The sequence below is a fragment of the Shimia biformata genome (assembly GCF_016888515.1).
Lineage (GTDB): Bacteria > Pseudomonadota > Alphaproteobacteria > Rhodobacterales > Rhodobacteraceae > Shimia_A > Shimia_A biformata.
Map to the genome: position 1 here is coordinate 874,457 of NZ_JAFEJK010000001.1, position 15,866 is coordinate 890,322.

17 protein-coding genes are annotated in these 15,866 nt (G+C 59.4%); 11 read left to right on the forward strand and 6 right to left on the reverse strand.

All coding sequences use genetic code 11. The annotated features are described in order from the left end of the window. Positions 1-9: 9 nt before the first annotated feature. The 5 genes from JQ863_RS04200 to trxC all read left to right on the forward strand — a co-directional run bounded on the left by JQ863_RS04200 (position 10) and on the right by trxC (position 4,372). Positions 10-885, forward strand: a complete 876-nt coding sequence (locus JQ863_RS04200; protein WP_204113066.1) for an ABC transporter permease — start codon at positions 10-12, stop codon at positions 883-885. Continuing rightward, entirely contained in the window at positions 882-1,721 is an 840-nt protein-coding gene (locus tag JQ863_RS04205; protein WP_204113067.1) for an ABC transporter permease, read from the forward strand. The genes JQ863_RS04200 and JQ863_RS04205 overlap by 4 nt, the downstream gene beginning before the upstream one ends. 49 nt (positions 1,722-1,770) lie before the next feature. Beyond that, positions 1,771-2,760, forward strand: coding sequence for an ABC transporter substrate-binding protein (locus JQ863_RS04210; RefSeq protein WP_204113068.1), 990 nt, complete (start codon positions 1,771-1,773; stop codon positions 2,758-2,760). Between the two features lie 89 nt (positions 2,761-2,849). After that, on the forward strand, positions 2,850-3,899 hold the full coding sequence (locus tag JQ863_RS04215; RefSeq protein WP_204113069.1) for an AbrB family transcriptional regulator: 1,050 nt from the start codon (positions 2,850-2,852) through the stop codon (positions 3,897-3,899). A 41-nt stretch (positions 3,900-3,940) separates the two neighbouring features. Next, positions 3,941-4,372 (forward strand): thioredoxin TrxC, encoded by a 432-nt coding sequence (gene trxC, locus JQ863_RS04220; protein ID WP_204113070.1) that lies wholly within the window; start codon positions 3,941-3,943, stop codon positions 4,370-4,372. A 10-nt stretch (positions 4,373-4,382) separates the two neighbouring features. On the opposite strand, the gene JQ863_RS04225 is transcribed toward trxC, so the two are convergent. Continuing rightward, positions 4,383-5,546 carry a geranylgeranyl reductase family protein gene (locus JQ863_RS04225; RefSeq protein ID WP_204113071.1) on the reverse strand — a complete coding sequence of 388 codons (1,164 nt, stop codon included), beginning with the start codon at positions 5,544-5,546 and terminating at the stop codon, positions 4,383-4,385. 74 nt (positions 5,547-5,620) lie between these two features. Between JQ863_RS04225 and JQ863_RS04230 the strand changes: the two genes are divergently transcribed. Then, positions 5,621-6,010, forward strand: a complete 390-nt coding sequence (locus tag JQ863_RS04230) for an acyl-CoA thioesterase (protein WP_204113072.1) — start codon at positions 5,621-5,623, stop codon at positions 6,008-6,010. Positions 6,011-6,017: 7 nt separating this feature from the next. Here JQ863_RS04230 and JQ863_RS04235 read toward each other — a convergent pair whose 3' ends face one another. Together JQ863_RS04235 and JQ863_RS04240 are read right to left on the reverse strand one after the other, a co-directional pair. After that, positions 6,018-6,233 carry a hypothetical protein gene (locus JQ863_RS04235; protein ID WP_204113073.1) on the reverse strand — a complete coding sequence of 72 codons (216 nt, stop codon included), beginning with the start codon at positions 6,231-6,233 and terminating at the stop codon, positions 6,018-6,020. A gap of 146 nt (positions 6,234-6,379) precedes the next feature. Next, positions 6,380-6,766, reverse strand: a complete 387-nt coding sequence (locus tag JQ863_RS04240; protein WP_204113074.1) for a DUF302 domain-containing protein — start codon at positions 6,764-6,766, stop codon at positions 6,380-6,382. A gap of 400 nt (positions 6,767-7,166) precedes the next feature. Here JQ863_RS04240 and JQ863_RS04245 point away from each other — a divergent pair, with 400 nt between their 5' ends. Next, positions 7,167-8,042 carry a haloacid dehalogenase-like hydrolase gene (locus JQ863_RS04245; RefSeq protein WP_204113075.1) on the forward strand — a complete coding sequence of 292 codons (876 nt, stop codon included), beginning with the start codon at positions 7,167-7,169 and terminating at the stop codon, positions 8,040-8,042. A 91-nt stretch (positions 8,043-8,133) separates the two neighbouring features. Here the strand turns inward: JQ863_RS04245 and ettA are convergent, their stop codons facing one another. Next, positions 8,134-9,789, reverse strand: a complete 1,656-nt coding sequence (ettA, locus tag JQ863_RS04250; protein ID WP_204113076.1) for an energy-dependent translational throttle protein EttA — start codon at positions 9,787-9,789, stop codon at positions 8,134-8,136. Positions 9,790-9,910: 121 nt separating this feature from the next. Between ettA and JQ863_RS04255 the strand changes: the two genes are divergently transcribed. Both JQ863_RS04255 and JQ863_RS04260 read left to right on the forward strand, forming a co-directional pair. Further along, on the forward strand, positions 9,911-10,468 hold the full coding sequence (locus tag JQ863_RS04255) for a hypothetical protein (RefSeq protein WP_204113077.1): 558 nt from the start codon (positions 9,911-9,913) through the stop codon (positions 10,466-10,468). A gap of 41 nt (positions 10,469-10,509) precedes the next feature. Next, complete coding sequence (locus tag JQ863_RS04260; RefSeq protein WP_204113078.1) at positions 10,510-11,169, forward strand: nicotinate-nucleotide adenylyltransferase; 660 nt, start codon at positions 10,510-10,512, stop codon at positions 11,167-11,169. 22 nt (positions 11,170-11,191) lie between these two features. Here the strand turns inward: JQ863_RS04260 and JQ863_RS04265 are convergent, their stop codons facing one another. After that, positions 11,192-12,037, reverse strand: coding sequence for a DMT family transporter (locus tag JQ863_RS04265; RefSeq protein ID WP_204113079.1), 846 nt, complete (start codon positions 12,035-12,037; stop codon positions 11,192-11,194). Positions 12,038-12,122: 85 nt separating this feature from the next. On the opposite strand from JQ863_RS04265, the gene dacB reads away from it, so the two are divergent. Further along, positions 12,123-13,613, forward strand: a complete 1,491-nt coding sequence (gene dacB, locus JQ863_RS04270) for a D-alanyl-D-alanine carboxypeptidase/D-alanyl-D-alanine endopeptidase (protein ID WP_204113080.1) — start codon at positions 12,123-12,125, stop codon at positions 13,611-13,613. Positions 13,614-13,750: 137 nt separating this feature from the next. Continuing rightward, on the forward strand, positions 13,751-15,337 hold the full coding sequence (locus tag JQ863_RS04275; protein WP_239113207.1) for a U32 family peptidase: 1,587 nt from the start codon (positions 13,751-13,753) through the stop codon (positions 15,335-15,337). Between the two features lie 42 nt (positions 15,338-15,379). On the opposite strand, the gene JQ863_RS04280 is transcribed toward JQ863_RS04275, so the two are convergent. After that, positions 15,380-15,748: a tellurite resistance TerB family protein gene (locus JQ863_RS04280; protein WP_239113339.1), complete on the reverse strand. Its 369-nt coding sequence runs from the start codon at positions 15,746-15,748 to the stop codon at positions 15,380-15,382. Between the last annotated feature and the right edge of the window lie 118 nt (positions 15,749-15,866).

Consider the following 15,866-nt stretch of genomic DNA (forward strand, 5'->3'; position numbering starts at 1 on the left):
GGCGCGGTGATGCGGAACCTGTTCCCGATCCTGACCGTGGTCATCGCGATCTTTGTCCTGTGGTATGCGGGTTCAGTTGCGCTGAACGCGGCCTGGGCGCAGGACAAAGCCAAACGCGCCGGTGTCGAGCTGACCACGAAAGAGCTGGTCCTTGATACGATGAGCCAGAAGAAACCGAAGCTGCCCGCGCCGCATCAGGTGGCGGAAGAGATGTGGAAGACAACCGGCGACATGGTTCTGAAAGGTCGAGGGTTTTCCAAGCGGTCGCTGATTTATCATACCTGGGTGACCCTGTCGTCGACCCTGTTGGGTTTCGTGCTGGGCACAGCGCTGGGTGTCGCTCTGGCGGTGGGCATTGTCTATAATCGCACGATGGATATGAGCGTGATGCCATGGGTGATCGCCTCTCAGACCATCCCGATCCTTGCCATCGCGCCAATGATCATCGTGGTACTGAACGCCATCGGCATCTCGGGTCTGCTGCCCAAGGCGGTGATCTCGATGTATCTGTCTTTCTTCCCGGTGGTCGTGGGTATGGTGAAGGGGCTGCGCAGTCCCGACCACATGCAGCTTGACCAGATGAAAACCTGGAGCGCGAGCCCGGGCCAGCAGTTCTGGAAGCTGCGGCTGCCGTCGTCCATGCCCTATTTCTTCACCTCGATGAAGATCGCCATGGCCGCGTCGTTGGTTGGCGCGATTGTGGGCGAGTTGCCGACGGGCGCGGTCGCTGGTCTTGGCGCGCGTCTTCTTGGCGGCAGCTATTACGGGCAGACGATCCAGATCTGGAGCGCGCTTCTGACGGCGGCTGCGCTGGCGGCCTGTCTTGTCGGGCTCATTGGTATCGTTCAACGCGTTGTCCTCAAACGAATGGGGATGGCGTCATGATCTGGATCGCGTTTGGAATAGTGGCCTGGATGGTTGGCTGGCGGCTAAATGTCTATCTCTCCAGCCTTCCTCGAACGCGCATGACGCGGCTGGTGGTGCCGACGATCTTTGGCGTGACGCTGATCGTGATTTGGGAAAGCCTGGTCCGTGGCTTTGCAATAAGTCCCGTCCTGTTACCGCCGCCCTCTATGATCGCGGTGCGCTTCGTCACCTCGACCGGCATCCTATGGGAAGACTTTGTCCAGACTGTCATCAAGGGTGCTTTGTCGGGCTACGTCATCGGTTGCGGCGCGGCCTTCCTGACGGCGATCGCCGTTGATCGCTTCCCGTTTCTGCAACGTGGGCTTCTGCCGGTGGGCAATTTTGTAGCCGCGCTGCCGATCATCGGCATGGCGCCGATCCTTGTGATGTGGTTCGGCTTTGACTGGCAATCCAAGGCGGCCGTGGTCGTCGTCATGGTGTTCTTCCCGATGCTGGTGAACACCGTGCAGGGCTTGCAGGCGACGGATTCGATGCAGCGTGATCTGATGCGGACCTATGCGGCGGGATATTGGAAGACGCTTTTGAAACTGCGCCTTCCTGCCGCCATGCCGTTTATCTTCAACGGTTTGAAAATTGCCACTACGCTGGCGCTGATCGGTGCTATTGTCGCCGAGTTCTTTGGCTCGCCGATCAAGGGCATGGGCTTTCGCATCTCGACCGAGGTGGGGCGTCTGGCGCTGGATATGGTCTGGGCCGAGATCGTGGTCGCGGCAATCGCGGGGTCGGCATTTTATGGATTGGTGGCACTTCTGGAAAAGGCGGTAACTTTCTGGCACCCGTCCCAGCGAGGCTGAGCGAAAAGAACAACAACAATAATTTGAAATCAACAAGGAGAGTACGAAGATGAAGACAATGATCAAAACAATCGGCGCGGTGGCCCTTGGGCTGGCGGCGTCGGTCGCGCAAGCAGCGGACGACGTGACGCTGCAATTGAAGTGGGTCACGCAGGCGCAGTTTGCGGGCTATTACGTGGCCGCCGACAAGGGGTTTTATGAGGAAGAGGGCCTGAATGTCACGATCAAGCCCGGTGGCCCCGATATCGCCCCTGCGCAGGTGATCGCCGGTGGTGGCGCGGACGTGGTTCTGGACTGGATGCCGTCGGCGCTGGCGAGCCGTGAAAAGGGACTGCCGCTGGTCAATATCGCGCAGCCGTTCAAATCCTCGGGCATGATGTTGACCTGCCGCAAGGATGCTGGCGTTTCGTCGCCGGAAGACTTCAAGGGCAAGACCCTGGGTGTCTGGTTCTTCGGCAACGAATACCCATTCCTCAGCTGGATGAACAAGCTGGGTTATTCGACCGATGGTGGCGACGATGGCGTGACCGTGCTGAAGCAGGGTTTCAACGTCGATCCGATCCTGCAAGGGCAGGCGGCCTGTGTGTCGACCATGACCTATAACGAATACTGGCAGATCATCGACGCGGGCCTGACCCCGGATGACCTGGTCGTGTTCAAATACGAGGACCAGGGCGTCGCGACGCTGGAAGACGGCATGTATGTGCTGGAAGAAAACCTGTCCGATCCCGCATTTGTCGACAAGATGGTGCGCTTCGTGCGGGCCTCGATGAAAGGCTGGAAATGGGCCGAGGAAAACCCCGAAGAGGCCGCGATGATCGTTCTGGACAACGATGCGACCGGGGCCCAGACCGAAGAACATCAGATCCGCATGATGGGCGAGGTTGCCAAGCTGACCGCCGGTTCCAATGGAGCGCTTGATCCAGCTGACTACGAGCGGACGGTGGAAAGCCTGATGTCCGGTGGTTCGGACCCGGTGATTACCAAGACCCCCGAGGGCGCCTGGACCCACGCGATTACCGATAAGGCCCTGAACTGATCCAGTTCGCCAGCAATTGATCGGGGCCGGGGGGAGACCTCCGGCCCTTTCTTTTTGTCTCGCCTGTGACGCCGTGGTAGCGACAACACATGACCACCTTCACGAAATCCCCCTTGATCAGAACTGCAATTGCCCTTGCGATTGGTGCGATAGGGGCGATTGTCGGATGGTTGGTCGGCTTACCTCTATTTCCGTTGATGGGGCCGGCGCTGTGTGTGGCGGCGGTGGCACTGATGGGGGTGCCCCTGACGTTGGACACAAGGGTGCGCGACGCAGCATTCCTGGTGATCGGGATCGGCATTGGCACCGGGGTCGACGCGCAGGCGCAGGCGGCGTTCCTGCGCTGGCCGATTGCATTCGCAGCCCTTGCGGTGCTGCTTGTCCTGATCCTGTTGATCAGCCGGTTCCTGTTGTCGCGGGTCTTTGGGTTCGACCGGCGTGGCGCGGTGCTTGCTTCGACGCCGGGGCATCTGAGCTATGTCCTTAGTCTTGGGGCGGAAATCCATGCCGACCTGACGCGTATCGTGGTCGTGCAATCGGTCCGTATACTTGCAATGACGGTTGCGGTGCCGTTCCTGTTGATCGCGATGGGGTTCGACGTCTCGTCGGGCATTTCGCGGGCGGGCGAGGTGATGTCTTGGGGCCATTTCAGTGTATTGCTGGTCCTGGGCCTTGCGGTTGGGCTCTTGTTCCAGCGGATCCGAGTTCCCGCCGCCATGCTGATTGCCGGGATGGCCGCCTCATCTGTTGGGCACCTGTCCGAGATGACGCCCGGCCAGCTTGACCCGGTTCTGGCGCTGTTGGGCTATGTGACCATCGGGACGTTGATCGGATCACGGTTTACCGGGATCACGCTGGCCCATTTACGGGCGGCGGCACTGGCTGGTGTGGTCACGACCGGCGTGGCGCTTGGGCTGGCGGCTGGTTTCGCGGTGCCTGTCGCGGCGTTTCTTGGTATCCCTGTTGCGCATGTGCTGGTCGCCTTCGCGCCCGGGGGTCTTGATACCATGCTGGCCATGGGCGCGATGCTTGGCGCGGATCCGGGGTTTGTTGCTGCAAGTCATGTTGGACGGCTGCTGATCCTGACCGCGCTGGTCCCGCTTTTCATCGCGCGGGCTGGAAAACCGGCAACTGAATAAATATATGTAAATTGGAATGTGATTGAGGCGAAAATTTGAACATGGCTTCCCAAAAACTCACCTGTTTTGACTGCGGTCAGGTCAATCGTGTGCCCACCAAGAAGTTGGACGCCGGGCCAAAATGCGGCACCTGCGGTAGCAAGCTGATCTCGGGCAAGGTGGTCGAAGTCGATTTGGCAACGCTCGAAAAGGCTGCGCGCAACGATGATGTACCGTTGGTGGTCGATTTCTGGGCTCCGTGGTGTGGGCCTTGCCGACAAATGGCGCCGCAATATCAGGCGGCGGCATCGGAATTGGCAGGGCAGGCGCGGCTGGTGAAGCTGAACACCGAGGATCACCCGCAGGCCGGGGCCAAATACCGAATTCGTGGCATCCCGACCATGGCCGCCTTTTCCGGCGGTCGCGAAAAGGCGCGTCAGTCCGGGGCGATGCCTTCGGCGATGATTGTGAATTGGATCCGGTCGTCAGTTTGAGCAGCTTGTCCTAGCGCCGCATGCCGTTCATCACGTAGCGGGGAAGGCGGGCAATGACATTGCGCGCCAACTGGGGATACTCCACCTCTCCGGCCAGAAGCCGCATGTATTGCGACCGCACCGTGCCCGACCGCTGGAACGTGGACGTAAACGCCTTTTGCCAGCGCGGGGCAAAGATGATGTGCCGCAGAGTGCGTGCGATTCTGAGGTTGCGGTGCATGTCGCGCAGCGAGGATTGATAGCGGGGCAGCGCGGCGTCCGGCCGGTTTGCTGACAAGGCGTCAATCGCTGCCAGCGCTGCCAAATGACCGCTTTTCATAGCAAACGCAATGCCTTCGCCGGTGATTGGATCGACCAGCCCGGCGGCATCCCCTGCCAAAAGCACGTTGCGGCGGCCCGGCACCGGACGAAAATCTCCGAACGGCAGGTAATGGCCCTTGATTGGAACCGCGTCGGGGTCCAGCCCGAACCCTCGCAGATAGCGGCGCATGTGGTCTTTCATATCGGGGTTGGGCGCATGAAGCCCGCCAACTCCGATCGTGGTCGTGTTCCGTTTGGGAAAGGACCAGCCATAGCCCCAGACCGCCGCGCCAAAATCGATCCGCAGCGGCAGTGGGGTTGGATCCAGCGCGTTTGGTGGCGCCTCGATCTCAAGCCCGAAGCCGATCCTGCCCTTGTCAAAGGGCGCGCCGAATAGCGCCCGCGCGACAATTGAGTTCACCCCGTCCGCCCCGATCAGAACCTTCGCAGTCAACGTCGCGCCGCTGCGCAGGGTGACCGTTGCGCCCTGCACCGACGCCACGGGCTGCCCGGTGACATCGATGGCCCCGGCGTTGATGGCCCGACGGAACAGGTCGGTGTCGAGATCGACGCGCATGGTCAGATGCAGGGGCGGGACGTCGCGCAAAACGGCGAGTTCCCTGCCTTCATGCCAGAACGAGATCGTGTCGAAGCTGCGTGCAATCGGGGGCAAGATACCCGCGCCGAAAATGTCGCGCGCATAGGACATGCTGCGCTCGGTGAACAACCCGCCGCATAGCTTGAACCGCGGGAAAGATGCCTTGTCGATCAGGGCGACGGTCAGCCCCGCGCGTGCCAAGGTGAACGCGGCCGAACTACCTGCCGGACCGGCCCCCACGACGATGACATCAAATTCCTCAGCGTCCGTTTTCATAGGGCCGCTTCTAACAGCTTTCACCCGCCCCGCCAGCGGTCTATCGTGGGGAAGGCCAGAAAACGGAGAGCAGTATGACCGAAGCCCCACGCCCCGCCGGTGAACCGACCCTGAAAGTGGTAGCACGTCCGGCGGATGTGAACTCGAACGGGGACATTTTTGGCGGCTGGGTGCTGAGCCAGATGGACATTGCCAGCGGTATCGTGGCGGCGGAACGCGCGGGCGGACGGGTGACCACCGTGGCTGTGGATGCAATGAAGTTCATCCGTCCGGTGCGGATTGGTGATGTGCTGTGTGTCTGGGCCAGGGTGACGAAGGTCGGACGGTCGTCGATGGCGATCCAGGTCGATGCGTGGTCTGACCGGCGGGCTGGTCCGATCGAGAAGGTGACCGAAGCGGTCTTTACATTTGTCGCGATTGACGAGGATGGTCGGCCAAGACCGGTGCCGGCAGAAACCCCCTAGGCCGATATCAGTTCCGCACGAAGCTGACGCTTGTCGCAGGCTTTTCCTGCGGCATCACGCGGTTCATCATCCAGCGTGTACTGCCAATTGCTAGAGGCAAGAGGAAGGCACAGCCGAGATAGATCAGGACGCCCTGCCAAATCGGTGCGCCATGCAGCACGACCTGCACCACGCCGGCAAACAGACCCAGAAAGCTTCCCGCAAAGATCAAAACTAGCGCCATGTCCAACTCCATTCTGGAGGATTCCCCACCCGAAAGAAGGGACCATCCATTTGGGGCGAGACTGTGGCAATTCATGGGCCAAACCGTGCGCTGGTGCCGGTGAATTGTTTACTTCTTATTGAAAAGTCAGAGTTTTCTTCTGTTCGTTAAACTGCGTCGACCACATTCTGCAGCAGTTTCCGAACCTCGTCTGCCACTGTTTTGAGCGAATCGTTGTCGATTCCCGACATCGAGGCAACGGGGTCTACCGCACTGAGTTCGATGCCCTCGTCGATCTCGCGCAGGATCACGTTGCAGGGCAGCATCGCGCCGACGCGCGGTTCCATCTTGATCGCATCCCAGGCCATGTTGGGATTGCAGGTGCCAAGGATGCGATAGCCGGGCATGTCTCGGTCCAGCTTCTTCTTCATCGTCGCCTGCACGTCGATCTCGGTCAGGACGCCAAAGCCTTTGTCGGTCAGAGCGGCGCGGGTGCGGGCGTCAACGGCGTCCATTTCGGTGCCAGAGATCACGCGGGTCAGGGTGTAGCTCATGGGGTATGTCCTTCCGCTATTATATGCAGAATAACATATGTGTTCTGAGGGGCAGGTTCAATGGGGCGGGCAGCGCCCGACCGAGAGTGGGCGACCCTTGGGTTTTGGCTGGGTGGCTTGTGGTGCCGCGTACAGCCAACAGTGTTTGATGTGTCTAGGCTGCTAAATCGCCAGCCGTCTCGCCTGAGGCGTGCTTTTCCAAGTTGGCGCACCTTCAGTGCGACGGGGCGGTCGGGCGATGCCCGGCGGCTTGCGCGGAAGACCTCGATGCGGAGTATGGATTCAAAGGCCCTGGGTTGAGGCAAAGTTCTTCTATATCTCTAAGGGTTGAACTTCTTCCTGACGCTAACTAGCTTCAGTTGGAGAGGGTGAACCCCACGGGCAACACAAGAGGTTTTGAGTGAAAGAAGCCGGAGTAGAATTCAAACAAAACATCGTGGCATTGGTATACGACTTTGACGGGACTTTAAGCCCCGAGGCCATGCAACACTACGGGGTTCTTCCAAATCTAGGAATTGAACCAAGCAACTTCTGGGCGGAAGTCAAAGCGAAACGCAAGTCTGAGAAAGCAGAAGAGCTTCTTGTCTACATGCGGGAGATGATAAAGTTAGCGGATCAAAAAGACGTTAAGTTGGGCAGAGATGACTTCGCAAGCCACGGTGCAAGCATAGAATTCTTTGAGGGCGTTAGAGATTGGTTCCAAAGAATAAATGAGTTTGTCAAGGGATTAGCTGGCGGAGCAGAAATAGAGGTGGAGCACTACATCATTTCCGCTGGTCTAAAGGAAATGATTGAAGGATGCGATATTGCGTCTGAATTCACAGAGATATTCGCTTGCGAATTTTTGTACGACAAGTCCGGACACCCAATTTGGCCAGCGCGAATAATCTCGGACACTTCGAAGACCCAATACCTCTTTCGAATTAACAAGGGCGTCCTTGATGTAAACGAGTCTATTAACTCGCATATGCCAACCTCCGAACGCCGCATTCCTTTCGACAATATGGTCTATTTTGGTGATGGTGAAACCGATGTTCCGAGTATGGCGGTAGTAATGGCGCAAGGTGGCCACGCTGTGGCTGTCCACAAGCCCAACGAAGGAGCGGAAAAATGTCTAGCGCTGCGCCAAGCAGGACGGATCGACTATTTTTGCGAAGCCGACTATCGTGAAGGTTCTGATTTGGACCGGCTAGTCAAAGACACTCTCCGCGTGATTGTCTCGCGTATCGCGCTACGTATGCGTATTTTCGACCTTCCACCCAAAGGATGCAACTGACCCCTAGGCGAAGCCACCGTGATCACGTTTTCTTTTGTCCGGGGCGACTTTGAAGTTTTGGTGCGCCGTTGGAAGAGATCGCTCGGATCGCCTATCTTGTAAACTTCTTATGCTTCAACCGCTTCGGCTCAAGCGCGTCCGGTCCCAGTCGGCGTTTCTTGTCTTCCTCATAATCCTCGAAGTTGCCTTCGAACCACTCCACATGCGCGTCGCCTTCGAACGCCAGAATATGAGTGCAGATACGGTCCAGGAAGAAGCGGTCGTGTGAGATGACGACGGCGCAACCGGCAAAGTCGACCAGCGCGTCTTCGAGTGCCCGCAGGGTTTCGACGTCCAGATCGTTGGTCGGCTCGTCGAGGAGCAGCACGTTGCCGCCTTCTTTCAGAAGCCGGGCCATGTGGACTCGGTTGCGCTCACCGCCGGACAGCAGCGACAGTTTCTTCTGCTGGTCGCCGCCCTTGAAGTTGAAGGACGAACAATAGGCGCGGGAATTGACCTGCGCGTCGCCAAGTTCGATGATCTCGGCCCCGCCGGAAATCGCCTCCCAGACGGTGTCATTGTCGTTGAGGTCATCGCGGGACTGGTCGACATAGGACAGCTTAACCGTGTCGCCGTATTCAACCGTGCCGGTGTCGGGCTGTTCCTGTCCGGTCAGCATGCGGAACAGGGTCGACTTACCCGCGCCGTTGGGACCGATCACGCCAACGATGCCGCCGGGCGGCAGCGAGAAATCCAGCCCTTCGATCAATTGCTTGTCGCCGTAATGCTTGGCCAGGCCCGTTACCTCGATCACCTTCGAGCCAAGGCGCGGGCCGTTGGGGATGACGATCTGGGCGCGGGAAATCTTTTCGCGCTCGGACTGGGATGCCAGTTCGTTATAGGCGTTGATCCGGGCTTTCTGTTTGGCCTGCCGCGCCTTCTGGCCCTGCCGCATCCATTCGAGTTCGCGTTCCAGCGTTTTCTGCTTGGACTTGTCCTCGCGGGCTTCCTGCTCAAGCCGCTTGGCCTTCTGTTCCAGCCACGAGGAATAGTTGCCCTCGTAGGGAATGCCGCGGCCACGGTCGAGTTCGAGAATCCAGCCGGTGATGTCGTCAAGGAAATAGCGGTCGTGGGTGACGATCAGGATCGTGCCCTTGTAGTCGATCAGGTGCTGTTGCAGCCAGGCAATTGTCTCGGCGTCGAGGTGGTTGGTCGGTTCGTCCAACAGCAACATGTCGGGCGCTTCGAGGAGCAGCTTGCACAGCGCCACGCGGCGGCGTTCACCACCCGACAGGGTTTTCACATCGGCGTCGTCGGGCGGGCAGCGCAGCGCCTCCATCGAAACGTCGATCTGGCTGTCGAGATCCCACAGGTTTTCGCTGTCGATCTGGTCCTGAAGCTTGGCCATCTCATCGGCGGTTTCGTCCGAATAGTTCATGGCCAGTTCGTTGTAGCGATCCAGAATCGCTTTCTTCTCGGCGACACCCAGCATCACGTTCTCGCGCACGGTCAGGGACTCGTCCAACTGCGGTTCCTGTGGAAGGTAGCCGACCTTGGCGCCCTCGGCGGCCCAGGCCTCGCCCGTGTAGTCCTTGTCGAGACCGGCCATGATCTTCATCAGGGTCGATTTACCGGCACCGTTGACGCCGACCACACCGATCTTCACGCCGGGCAGGAACGACAGGTGGATGTTCTCAAAACACTTCTTGCCGCCGGGATATGTCTTGGAGACACCCTGCATGTGATAGACATATTGATACGACGCCATGATCTGCCCTCGGGTTCAAAGATTGGGTGGAGTAGTCATTTAGTCGCTTGCATGAGGTTTCGCAAACGTGATTTTTCTTTGGCCAGACAGGTTATTCGGGCAAAACCGGGAGGGGGACCGGATGCGGGGATTTTTCAGAGCTCTTTTGACGGGGGCAAGCCTGACAGTCGGCGCCGCTGCATGGGCCGAGGAGCCGCCGGTGCCACGCATGCTGCCGTGTTTCGAGATCGAGGACGTTCAGCCAGACCATACCGCGCTGGAACTGGCAGGTGCAGTGCGGTCATGCGTTGAAGCAGGGCGCCATGGCGACGGCATGGCGATCTTCATCGCGTTCAACAGCTATTCCCTGTTCGACCAGCAGCGGGTTCGCGATGAAACTGCGCATGAGATCCTGACCGAGCTGAACCAATGGATTTTCAATGGCATGGGCAAGGATGACATTGATGTATTGCGCCGCCACGCCGAAACGCTGCGCCTGGGCGACAGTGCCTATCAGGATCGTATCTGCAATGCGTTGTGGGCCGTGGGGCCGCCCAGCTACCGGCCGTCTTACATGATCGCCTTTGGCCAGATGCCCCGTAAAGGGGACGACGACTGGCAAGTCGATGGATTTGACGCCGAGGTCGCATGGAAGGTGGCCGTTGGTGAGAAGAACCGTTGCGGCGATGCGCGTCTTTAGCCGCATGCCTGCCACTGGATTGACTTTTGCGGGAACTGGCGATGAAAGTGGCAGGCCAGACATCAGGGGCCTCACCGGGGCGCCAGCAGGGACGTGACCTCGTGAATGCCAGACGCCGCGCCATAGGCAGGGGCCAGACCATCGGCCTTTTGGGGGGATCTTTTGATCCGCCGCATGAGGGTCATGTGCACATCAGCCACGAAGCGCTGAAGCGGTTTGGACTGGACCGGGTGTGGTGGCTGGTCAGTCCCGGCAATCCCTTGAAGCAACGCGGTCCGGCCGCAATTGGCCGAAGGCTTGCGGCATGCCGGGCCATCGTCAATCATCCCCGGATCGCAATCAGCGATTATGAACGGCGTGCCGGAACACGGTTCACCGCCGAGACAATTGCGGCCCTGCAAAGAGACTACCCGGCGGCCCGCTTCGTTTGGTTGATGGGCGCGGACAACCTGGCTCAGTTCCATCTTTGGCAGGACTGGCGGGACATTGTCGCGCGGGTGCCGATCGGTGTGTTGGCCCGGCCCGGTGACCGGATTGAGGCCCGGACTGCAAAGGCGGCGCAGGTTTTTCGTCATGCCAGGATCCCTGCGCGCGAGAGCCAGCTTTTGGCCCGCGTCGATGCTCCGGCCTGGTGTTTCATCAACGTGCCGATGAAAAATGCAAGCTCGACCGCGATCCGGGCGGCGGGGCGGTGGGTCTGACGCCCGCGCGGTCCGGTTAGCGTTAGCGCACCGACCCCTTTCGCGCACCGGCAAGCGCCGAGGCAACCCCGGATCCGATGATGAACACCAATCCGAAAAGAGTCATTGTGTCTGGCAGGTCCAAGAAAACGAGCCATCCAAGCCCAACGGCGGCGATTAGTTGAAAATACACCATCGGCGCAAGGCGGCTGGCTTCGGCACGTGAATATGCGACCAGAAGAAGGAAGTTTCCCAGCATCGAAAAGGCGGCACTGGCAACGGTCAATCCGCCGATCTGGGCGGTTATGTTGGGTAGTTGCAGCAAGGCAAAAGGCGTCAGGATCAGTGAGCAAGTGACAAGTTGCGTGAACAAGAGACCTTTGGGATTCACGGTGGCGGACATCCAGCGTGATGAGGTCAGAAATGCGCCGTAGAACAGTCCCGCCATTACTGCGTAGCCCAATCCCGGTGTGATGTCGATCCCCGGTCGCACCACCATCAGGACGCCGACAAACCCAAGAAACATCAGGATGGATCGAACTGGGGTGACACGCTCTTTGAGGAATACGACGGACAGGACGAAGCTGAAGATCGGTCCAATGAAGAACGCGGCAAAGACGTTGGCGATTGGGGCTGCCTGGAGCGCGTATTGGATCGACGAGATTCCGCAGGCCATCAGAAAGCCGCGAAACCACAGCCTCCAATCCGTAAAAAGGTGCCTTGTGCCACGCGCCGCAAACGGTGCCGCAAGCAGCGAACCAAGAAGAAAACGTGACCAGGCGACGAAGACGGGTTCAGTGCCATGCACCGTGGTCAAAAGCTTACCCGCCGTGTCCCCCGCGGGGATCAGCGACATGGCAATGAACATGATGGCGACGGCGGCCCACATGTGCCTGCGCTAACATGCTAAAACAGGATGGGAAAGGCGCAATCCGGCTTGCCCGTTCCTTGGCGCCGGGTTTAGTGTTTCGGCCATGGTTAAGGCGATTTCGAGACGTGGGTTTTTGGCGGGCACAGCCTGTCTGGCGGCGTCTGGTTCATGGGCCAATCCGCCGGCCAGTTCCCTGCGTCCGCAACTGCGCCCAACATCTGTCCTCAGGGCGGCGGCCGGGGATCCTCAGGCGCTGATAGATGCGTCGAAGCTTAGCGGGATGGTGTCTTTTGCTGTTGCGGATCTTGCCAGTGGCGAATTGCTGGAAACACATTTGCCGCAGCTCTCTCTTCCGCCCGCGAGTGTCGCCAAGATCCTGACCGCGCTCTATGCGCTGGACATATTGGGTGCGGAACATGAGTTTCAGACGAAGCTGGTCGCAAACGGGCCGGTGACAAACGGTGTTCTGGACGGTGACCTAGTTCTTGTGGGTGGTGGCGACCCGACGCTGGACACCAACGCATTGGCCGAGATGGCCGCAGAGTTGAAACGGGCCGGAGTGCGTGAAGTGCGCGGGCGGTTCCTTGTTTATGGCGGCGCATTGCCGCGCGTCCAGACCATCGACCCGGAGCAGCCGGACTCGGCAGGTTATAGCCCTGCGATTTCCGGGTTGGCGCTGAACTTCAACCGCGTGCACTTCGAATGGAAGCGCGGCGCGCAGGGCTGGGCGCTGTCGATGGATGCGCGGTCGGACAAGTATCGCCCTGACGTGTCGATGGCGCGCATGCGTGTCGTAGAGCGGCAGGTGCCCGTTTATACCTATGCGTCAACACCCGAGGCAGATGTCTGGACCGTGGCCAGCGGCGCCTTGGGCAAGGGGGGAGCGCGCTGGCTTCCGGTGCGCCTGCCTGAGCTTTATGCAGGCGATGTGTTTCGCACATTTGCCCGTGCGCAGGGCGTCGTGCTGAAACCGGCGAATGTCACGCAAGTGCGGCCCGTCGGCACCGAGATCGTGTCTAACAGCAGTCAGAAGCTGGTCGAGATCATTCGCGGGATGCTGAAATATTCGACCAATATCACGGCTGAGATGGTCGGGTTGTCGGCCACGGCCGCGCGCGGGGTCACCGCCTTGTCACTGCGCGATTCTGCGGCCGAGATGAACCGTTGGGCCGCGGAAAAACTAGGCATTCCCGGCACGGCATTGGTCGACCATTCAGGGCTTGGTGCGGATAGCAGGATGCTGGCCGCGCCTCTGGCCAAAGGGTTGGCCGTTGCCGATCGTCACAGCGTTCTGGGCCCGTTGCTGAAACAGATTGAAATGCGCAAGCCGGACGGGAAACCGGACATGTCCCATCCAGTTTCAGTCCACGCCAAAACCGGGACACTGAACTTCGTCAGCGCGCTTGCGGGTTATATGAAAGGCCCGGATGGGCGCGATCTGGCTTTTGCGATTTTCTGTGCCGATGAAGCGGCGCGCGCGCAGATTTCCCGCGCCGATCGCATCCGACCCAAGGGCGCGCGACCGTGGAACCGCAAGGCCAAGGCGCTGCAGCAGCAATTGATCGAGCGCTGGGGCAATCTCTACGGCGCATAATTGCCCCGCGACCTGACGCCCCGTTCACAAAGTGGCCCCGCTGGACTAAGACGCAGCCTTCTTCACGGAATGGTGCCGATATGACGACCCGGAAATCCGAACTTCTGATGCCTGCAGGCAACTTGCGCAAATTGAAAATGGCGATCCTTTACGGGGCCGACGCGGTCTATCTGGGCACGCCCGACATGTCGTTGCGCACCAAGTCCGAGTTTTCGCTGGAAGAGGTGATTGAGGGAGTGCGCTTCTGCCATGATCACGGCAAACGCGCCTACCTGACGTTGAACCTGTTCAGCCACAACAAGGACATTCCGAAGCTGGACGAGTATATCGACACGGTCCGAAAGGTGCAGCCCGATGGGTTGATCATCGCTGATCCCGGCGTCTTTCAATATGTCCGCGACCGCGCTCCCGAAATCCCGCTTCATATCTCGACCCAGGCCAATATCTGCTCTTGGCTCAGTGTGGATTTCTGGAAAGCCCAGGGGGCCGAGCTGGTGGTTCTGGCGCGTGAGGTGTCTTACCTGGAACTGGTGGAAATCCGTGAAAAATGCCCGGATATCAAGCTGGAAGCCTTTGTGCATGGCGCGATGTGCATGACCTATTCCGGGCGTTGTTTGTTGTCCAACTACATGGCCGAGCGCGGCGCGAACCAGGGCAATTGCGCCAATTCATGCCGCTGGAATTATTCAGTCAAGATGCGGCTGAAAGACGGCTCGGTAGAAGAACTGAACATCACTGAAGAGAATGCCGACATGTTCGAATTCCTCTTGGAGGAAGGGTGTCGGCCCGGCGAACTGATGCCGATTGAGGAAGACGGGCGGGGGTCTTACATCCTGAATTCCCGCGACTTGTGCATCATGCCGAAGCTGGATGAATATCTGAAGATCGGGGTCGACAGCCTGAAAGTCGAAGGGCGTGGCAAGTCGGAGTATTATTGCGCCGTGGTGGCGCGTGCCTATCGGATGGCGATTGACGATTACTATTCGGACCCCGAGGGATGGGACCCGAAATCCTATATGCGAGAGTTGGAGGCGGTGGGGAACCGTGGCTATTCGCTGGCGTTTCACGAAGGGCGGCTGACGAACTATTCGCATGACTATGAACACACTGCGTCGCTTGCTCAGTGGGAATACGCAGGGGTCGTGACCGATGTCACCGAGGACGCGTTCCTGGTTGAGGTGAAGAACAAGCTTGAAGCGGGTGAGGTGCTGGAGTTTGTCTCTCCCATCGCGCGGGAAACCGTGCTGCTGCGGGCCTATGATTTCGAGCGGGCCGAAGATGGCGCGCGGCTGGAGGTCGTGCATGGGTCGTCACGAACCGTGATCCGTCTGCCGTTCACGCTGTTCGATCACGAGGACATCAATACACTGAAAGCGCGCTTCCCGGCCTTTTCCGTCCTGCGCAAGGAGCGCGCGCTGACCGATGAGCAGTGGAAACGGGTGCGGTTCGACAAACTGGTTCAGGGGCTGGAGATGACCGGCAAGGACAATCCCAAAGCCTACGCCAAACGACGTGATGAACTGGCCGAGGCGGCAGGCGAGGATGCCACCGAGCGCAGGTTCAAGACCAACCGTGTTGGCACGGAAGGGTGCTGTGGCAAGGGGTGCAACGGCTGCCTGATCTTCTGGCAGGATGACAAGTATGCCCGCGCCCGCGAAGTCTTGCTGAAACGCAAACAGGGCGAACAACTGAGCCGCGCAGAGGCAAGCGAACTGGCGGGGTAGGCGGGGCACGTCGAGGCAGGAAGCCGCCGTGCCCCCTTGGTTTCAGGTCATGTGCCGGGCCCGTGCGCCGCGTTCGATACCGGCGGCATGCAGGCGGTCGATGTTCAACTCATAACGGATTTCTTCCAGAAGCCGCAGCTCGGGTTCGGCCAATGTGCCGTCGGCGGCGGCCACGTCGCAGGCCAGCGCATAGGCGGTTTCATTCAGGCGTTCAGGCAGGCTTTCTCTGATCAGGCCAAACAGGGCGGAAAGGCCGTCCTCTTGTTCGAACAGGTCAAACACGGTTTGGCTGACCATTTTCATCCGGTCGATATCGTAATCTGCAAAAACCGGCAGGTGGTTCACGGCCGATTGGATTTTGACCAGTTCGGCCGTGCGAATGTTTTCGTCCGAAGCGGAAACCGCAACCATGACGGCAACAAGGCAGTCCTGCGGGGTCAGGGGATGAGACGGGTCTTGGGGCACTGGGCCTGTCCTTTCAAGGTAATGTTGCGGCGCAGAATATTGACCTGTCGGCCTATGGGCAATA

Coding starts and splice junctions, on each gene's coding strand:
- JQ863_RS04200 (WP_204113066.1), top strand. CDS start 10: ATGCGGAACCTGTTCCCGATCCTGACCGTGGTCATCGCGATCTTTGTC.
- JQ863_RS04205 (WP_204113067.1), top strand. CDS start 882: ATGATCTGGATCGCGTTTGGAATAGTGGCCTGGATGGTTGGCTGGCGG.
- JQ863_RS04210 (WP_204113068.1), top strand. CDS start 1,771: ATGAAGACAATGATCAAAACAATCGGCGCGGTGGCCCTTGGGCTGGCG.
- JQ863_RS04215 (WP_204113069.1), top strand. CDS start 2,850: ATGACCACCTTCACGAAATCCCCCTTGATCAGAACTGCAATTGCCCTT.
- trxC (WP_204113070.1), top strand. CDS start 3,941: ATGGCTTCCCAAAAACTCACCTGTTTTGACTGCGGTCAGGTCAATCGT.
- JQ863_RS04225 (WP_204113071.1), bottom strand. CDS start 5,546: ATGAAAACGGACGCTGAGGAATTTGATGTCATCGTCGTGGGGGCCGGT.
- JQ863_RS04230 (WP_204113072.1), top strand. CDS start 5,621: ATGACCGAAGCCCCACGCCCCGCCGGTGAACCGACCCTGAAAGTGGTA.
- JQ863_RS04235 (WP_204113073.1), bottom strand. CDS start 6,233: ATGGCGCTAGTTTTGATCTTTGCGGGAAGCTTTCTGGGTCTGTTTGCC.
- JQ863_RS04240 (WP_204113074.1), bottom strand. CDS start 6,766: ATGAGCTACACCCTGACCCGCGTGATCTCTGGCACCGAAATGGACGCC.
- ettA (WP_204113076.1), bottom strand. CDS start 9,789: ATGGCGTCGTATCAATATGTCTATCACATGCAGGGTGTCTCCAAGACA.
- JQ863_RS04255 (WP_204113077.1), top strand. CDS start 9,911: ATGCGGGGATTTTTCAGAGCTCTTTTGACGGGGGCAAGCCTGACAGTC.
- JQ863_RS04260 (WP_204113078.1), top strand. CDS start 10,510: ATGAAAGTGGCAGGCCAGACATCAGGGGCCTCACCGGGGCGCCAGCAG.
- JQ863_RS04265 (WP_204113079.1), bottom strand. CDS start 12,037: ATGTGGGCCGCCGTCGCCATCATGTTCATTGCCATGTCGCTGATCCCC.
- dacB (WP_204113080.1), top strand. CDS start 12,123: ATGGTTAAGGCGATTTCGAGACGTGGGTTTTTGGCGGGCACAGCCTGT.
- JQ863_RS04275 (WP_239113207.1), top strand. CDS start 13,751: ATGGCGATCCTTTACGGGGCCGACGCGGTCTATCTGGGCACGCCCGAC.
- JQ863_RS04280 (WP_239113339.1), bottom strand. CDS start 15,748: ATGGTTGCGGTTTCCGCTTCGGACGAAAACATTCGCACGGCCGAACTG.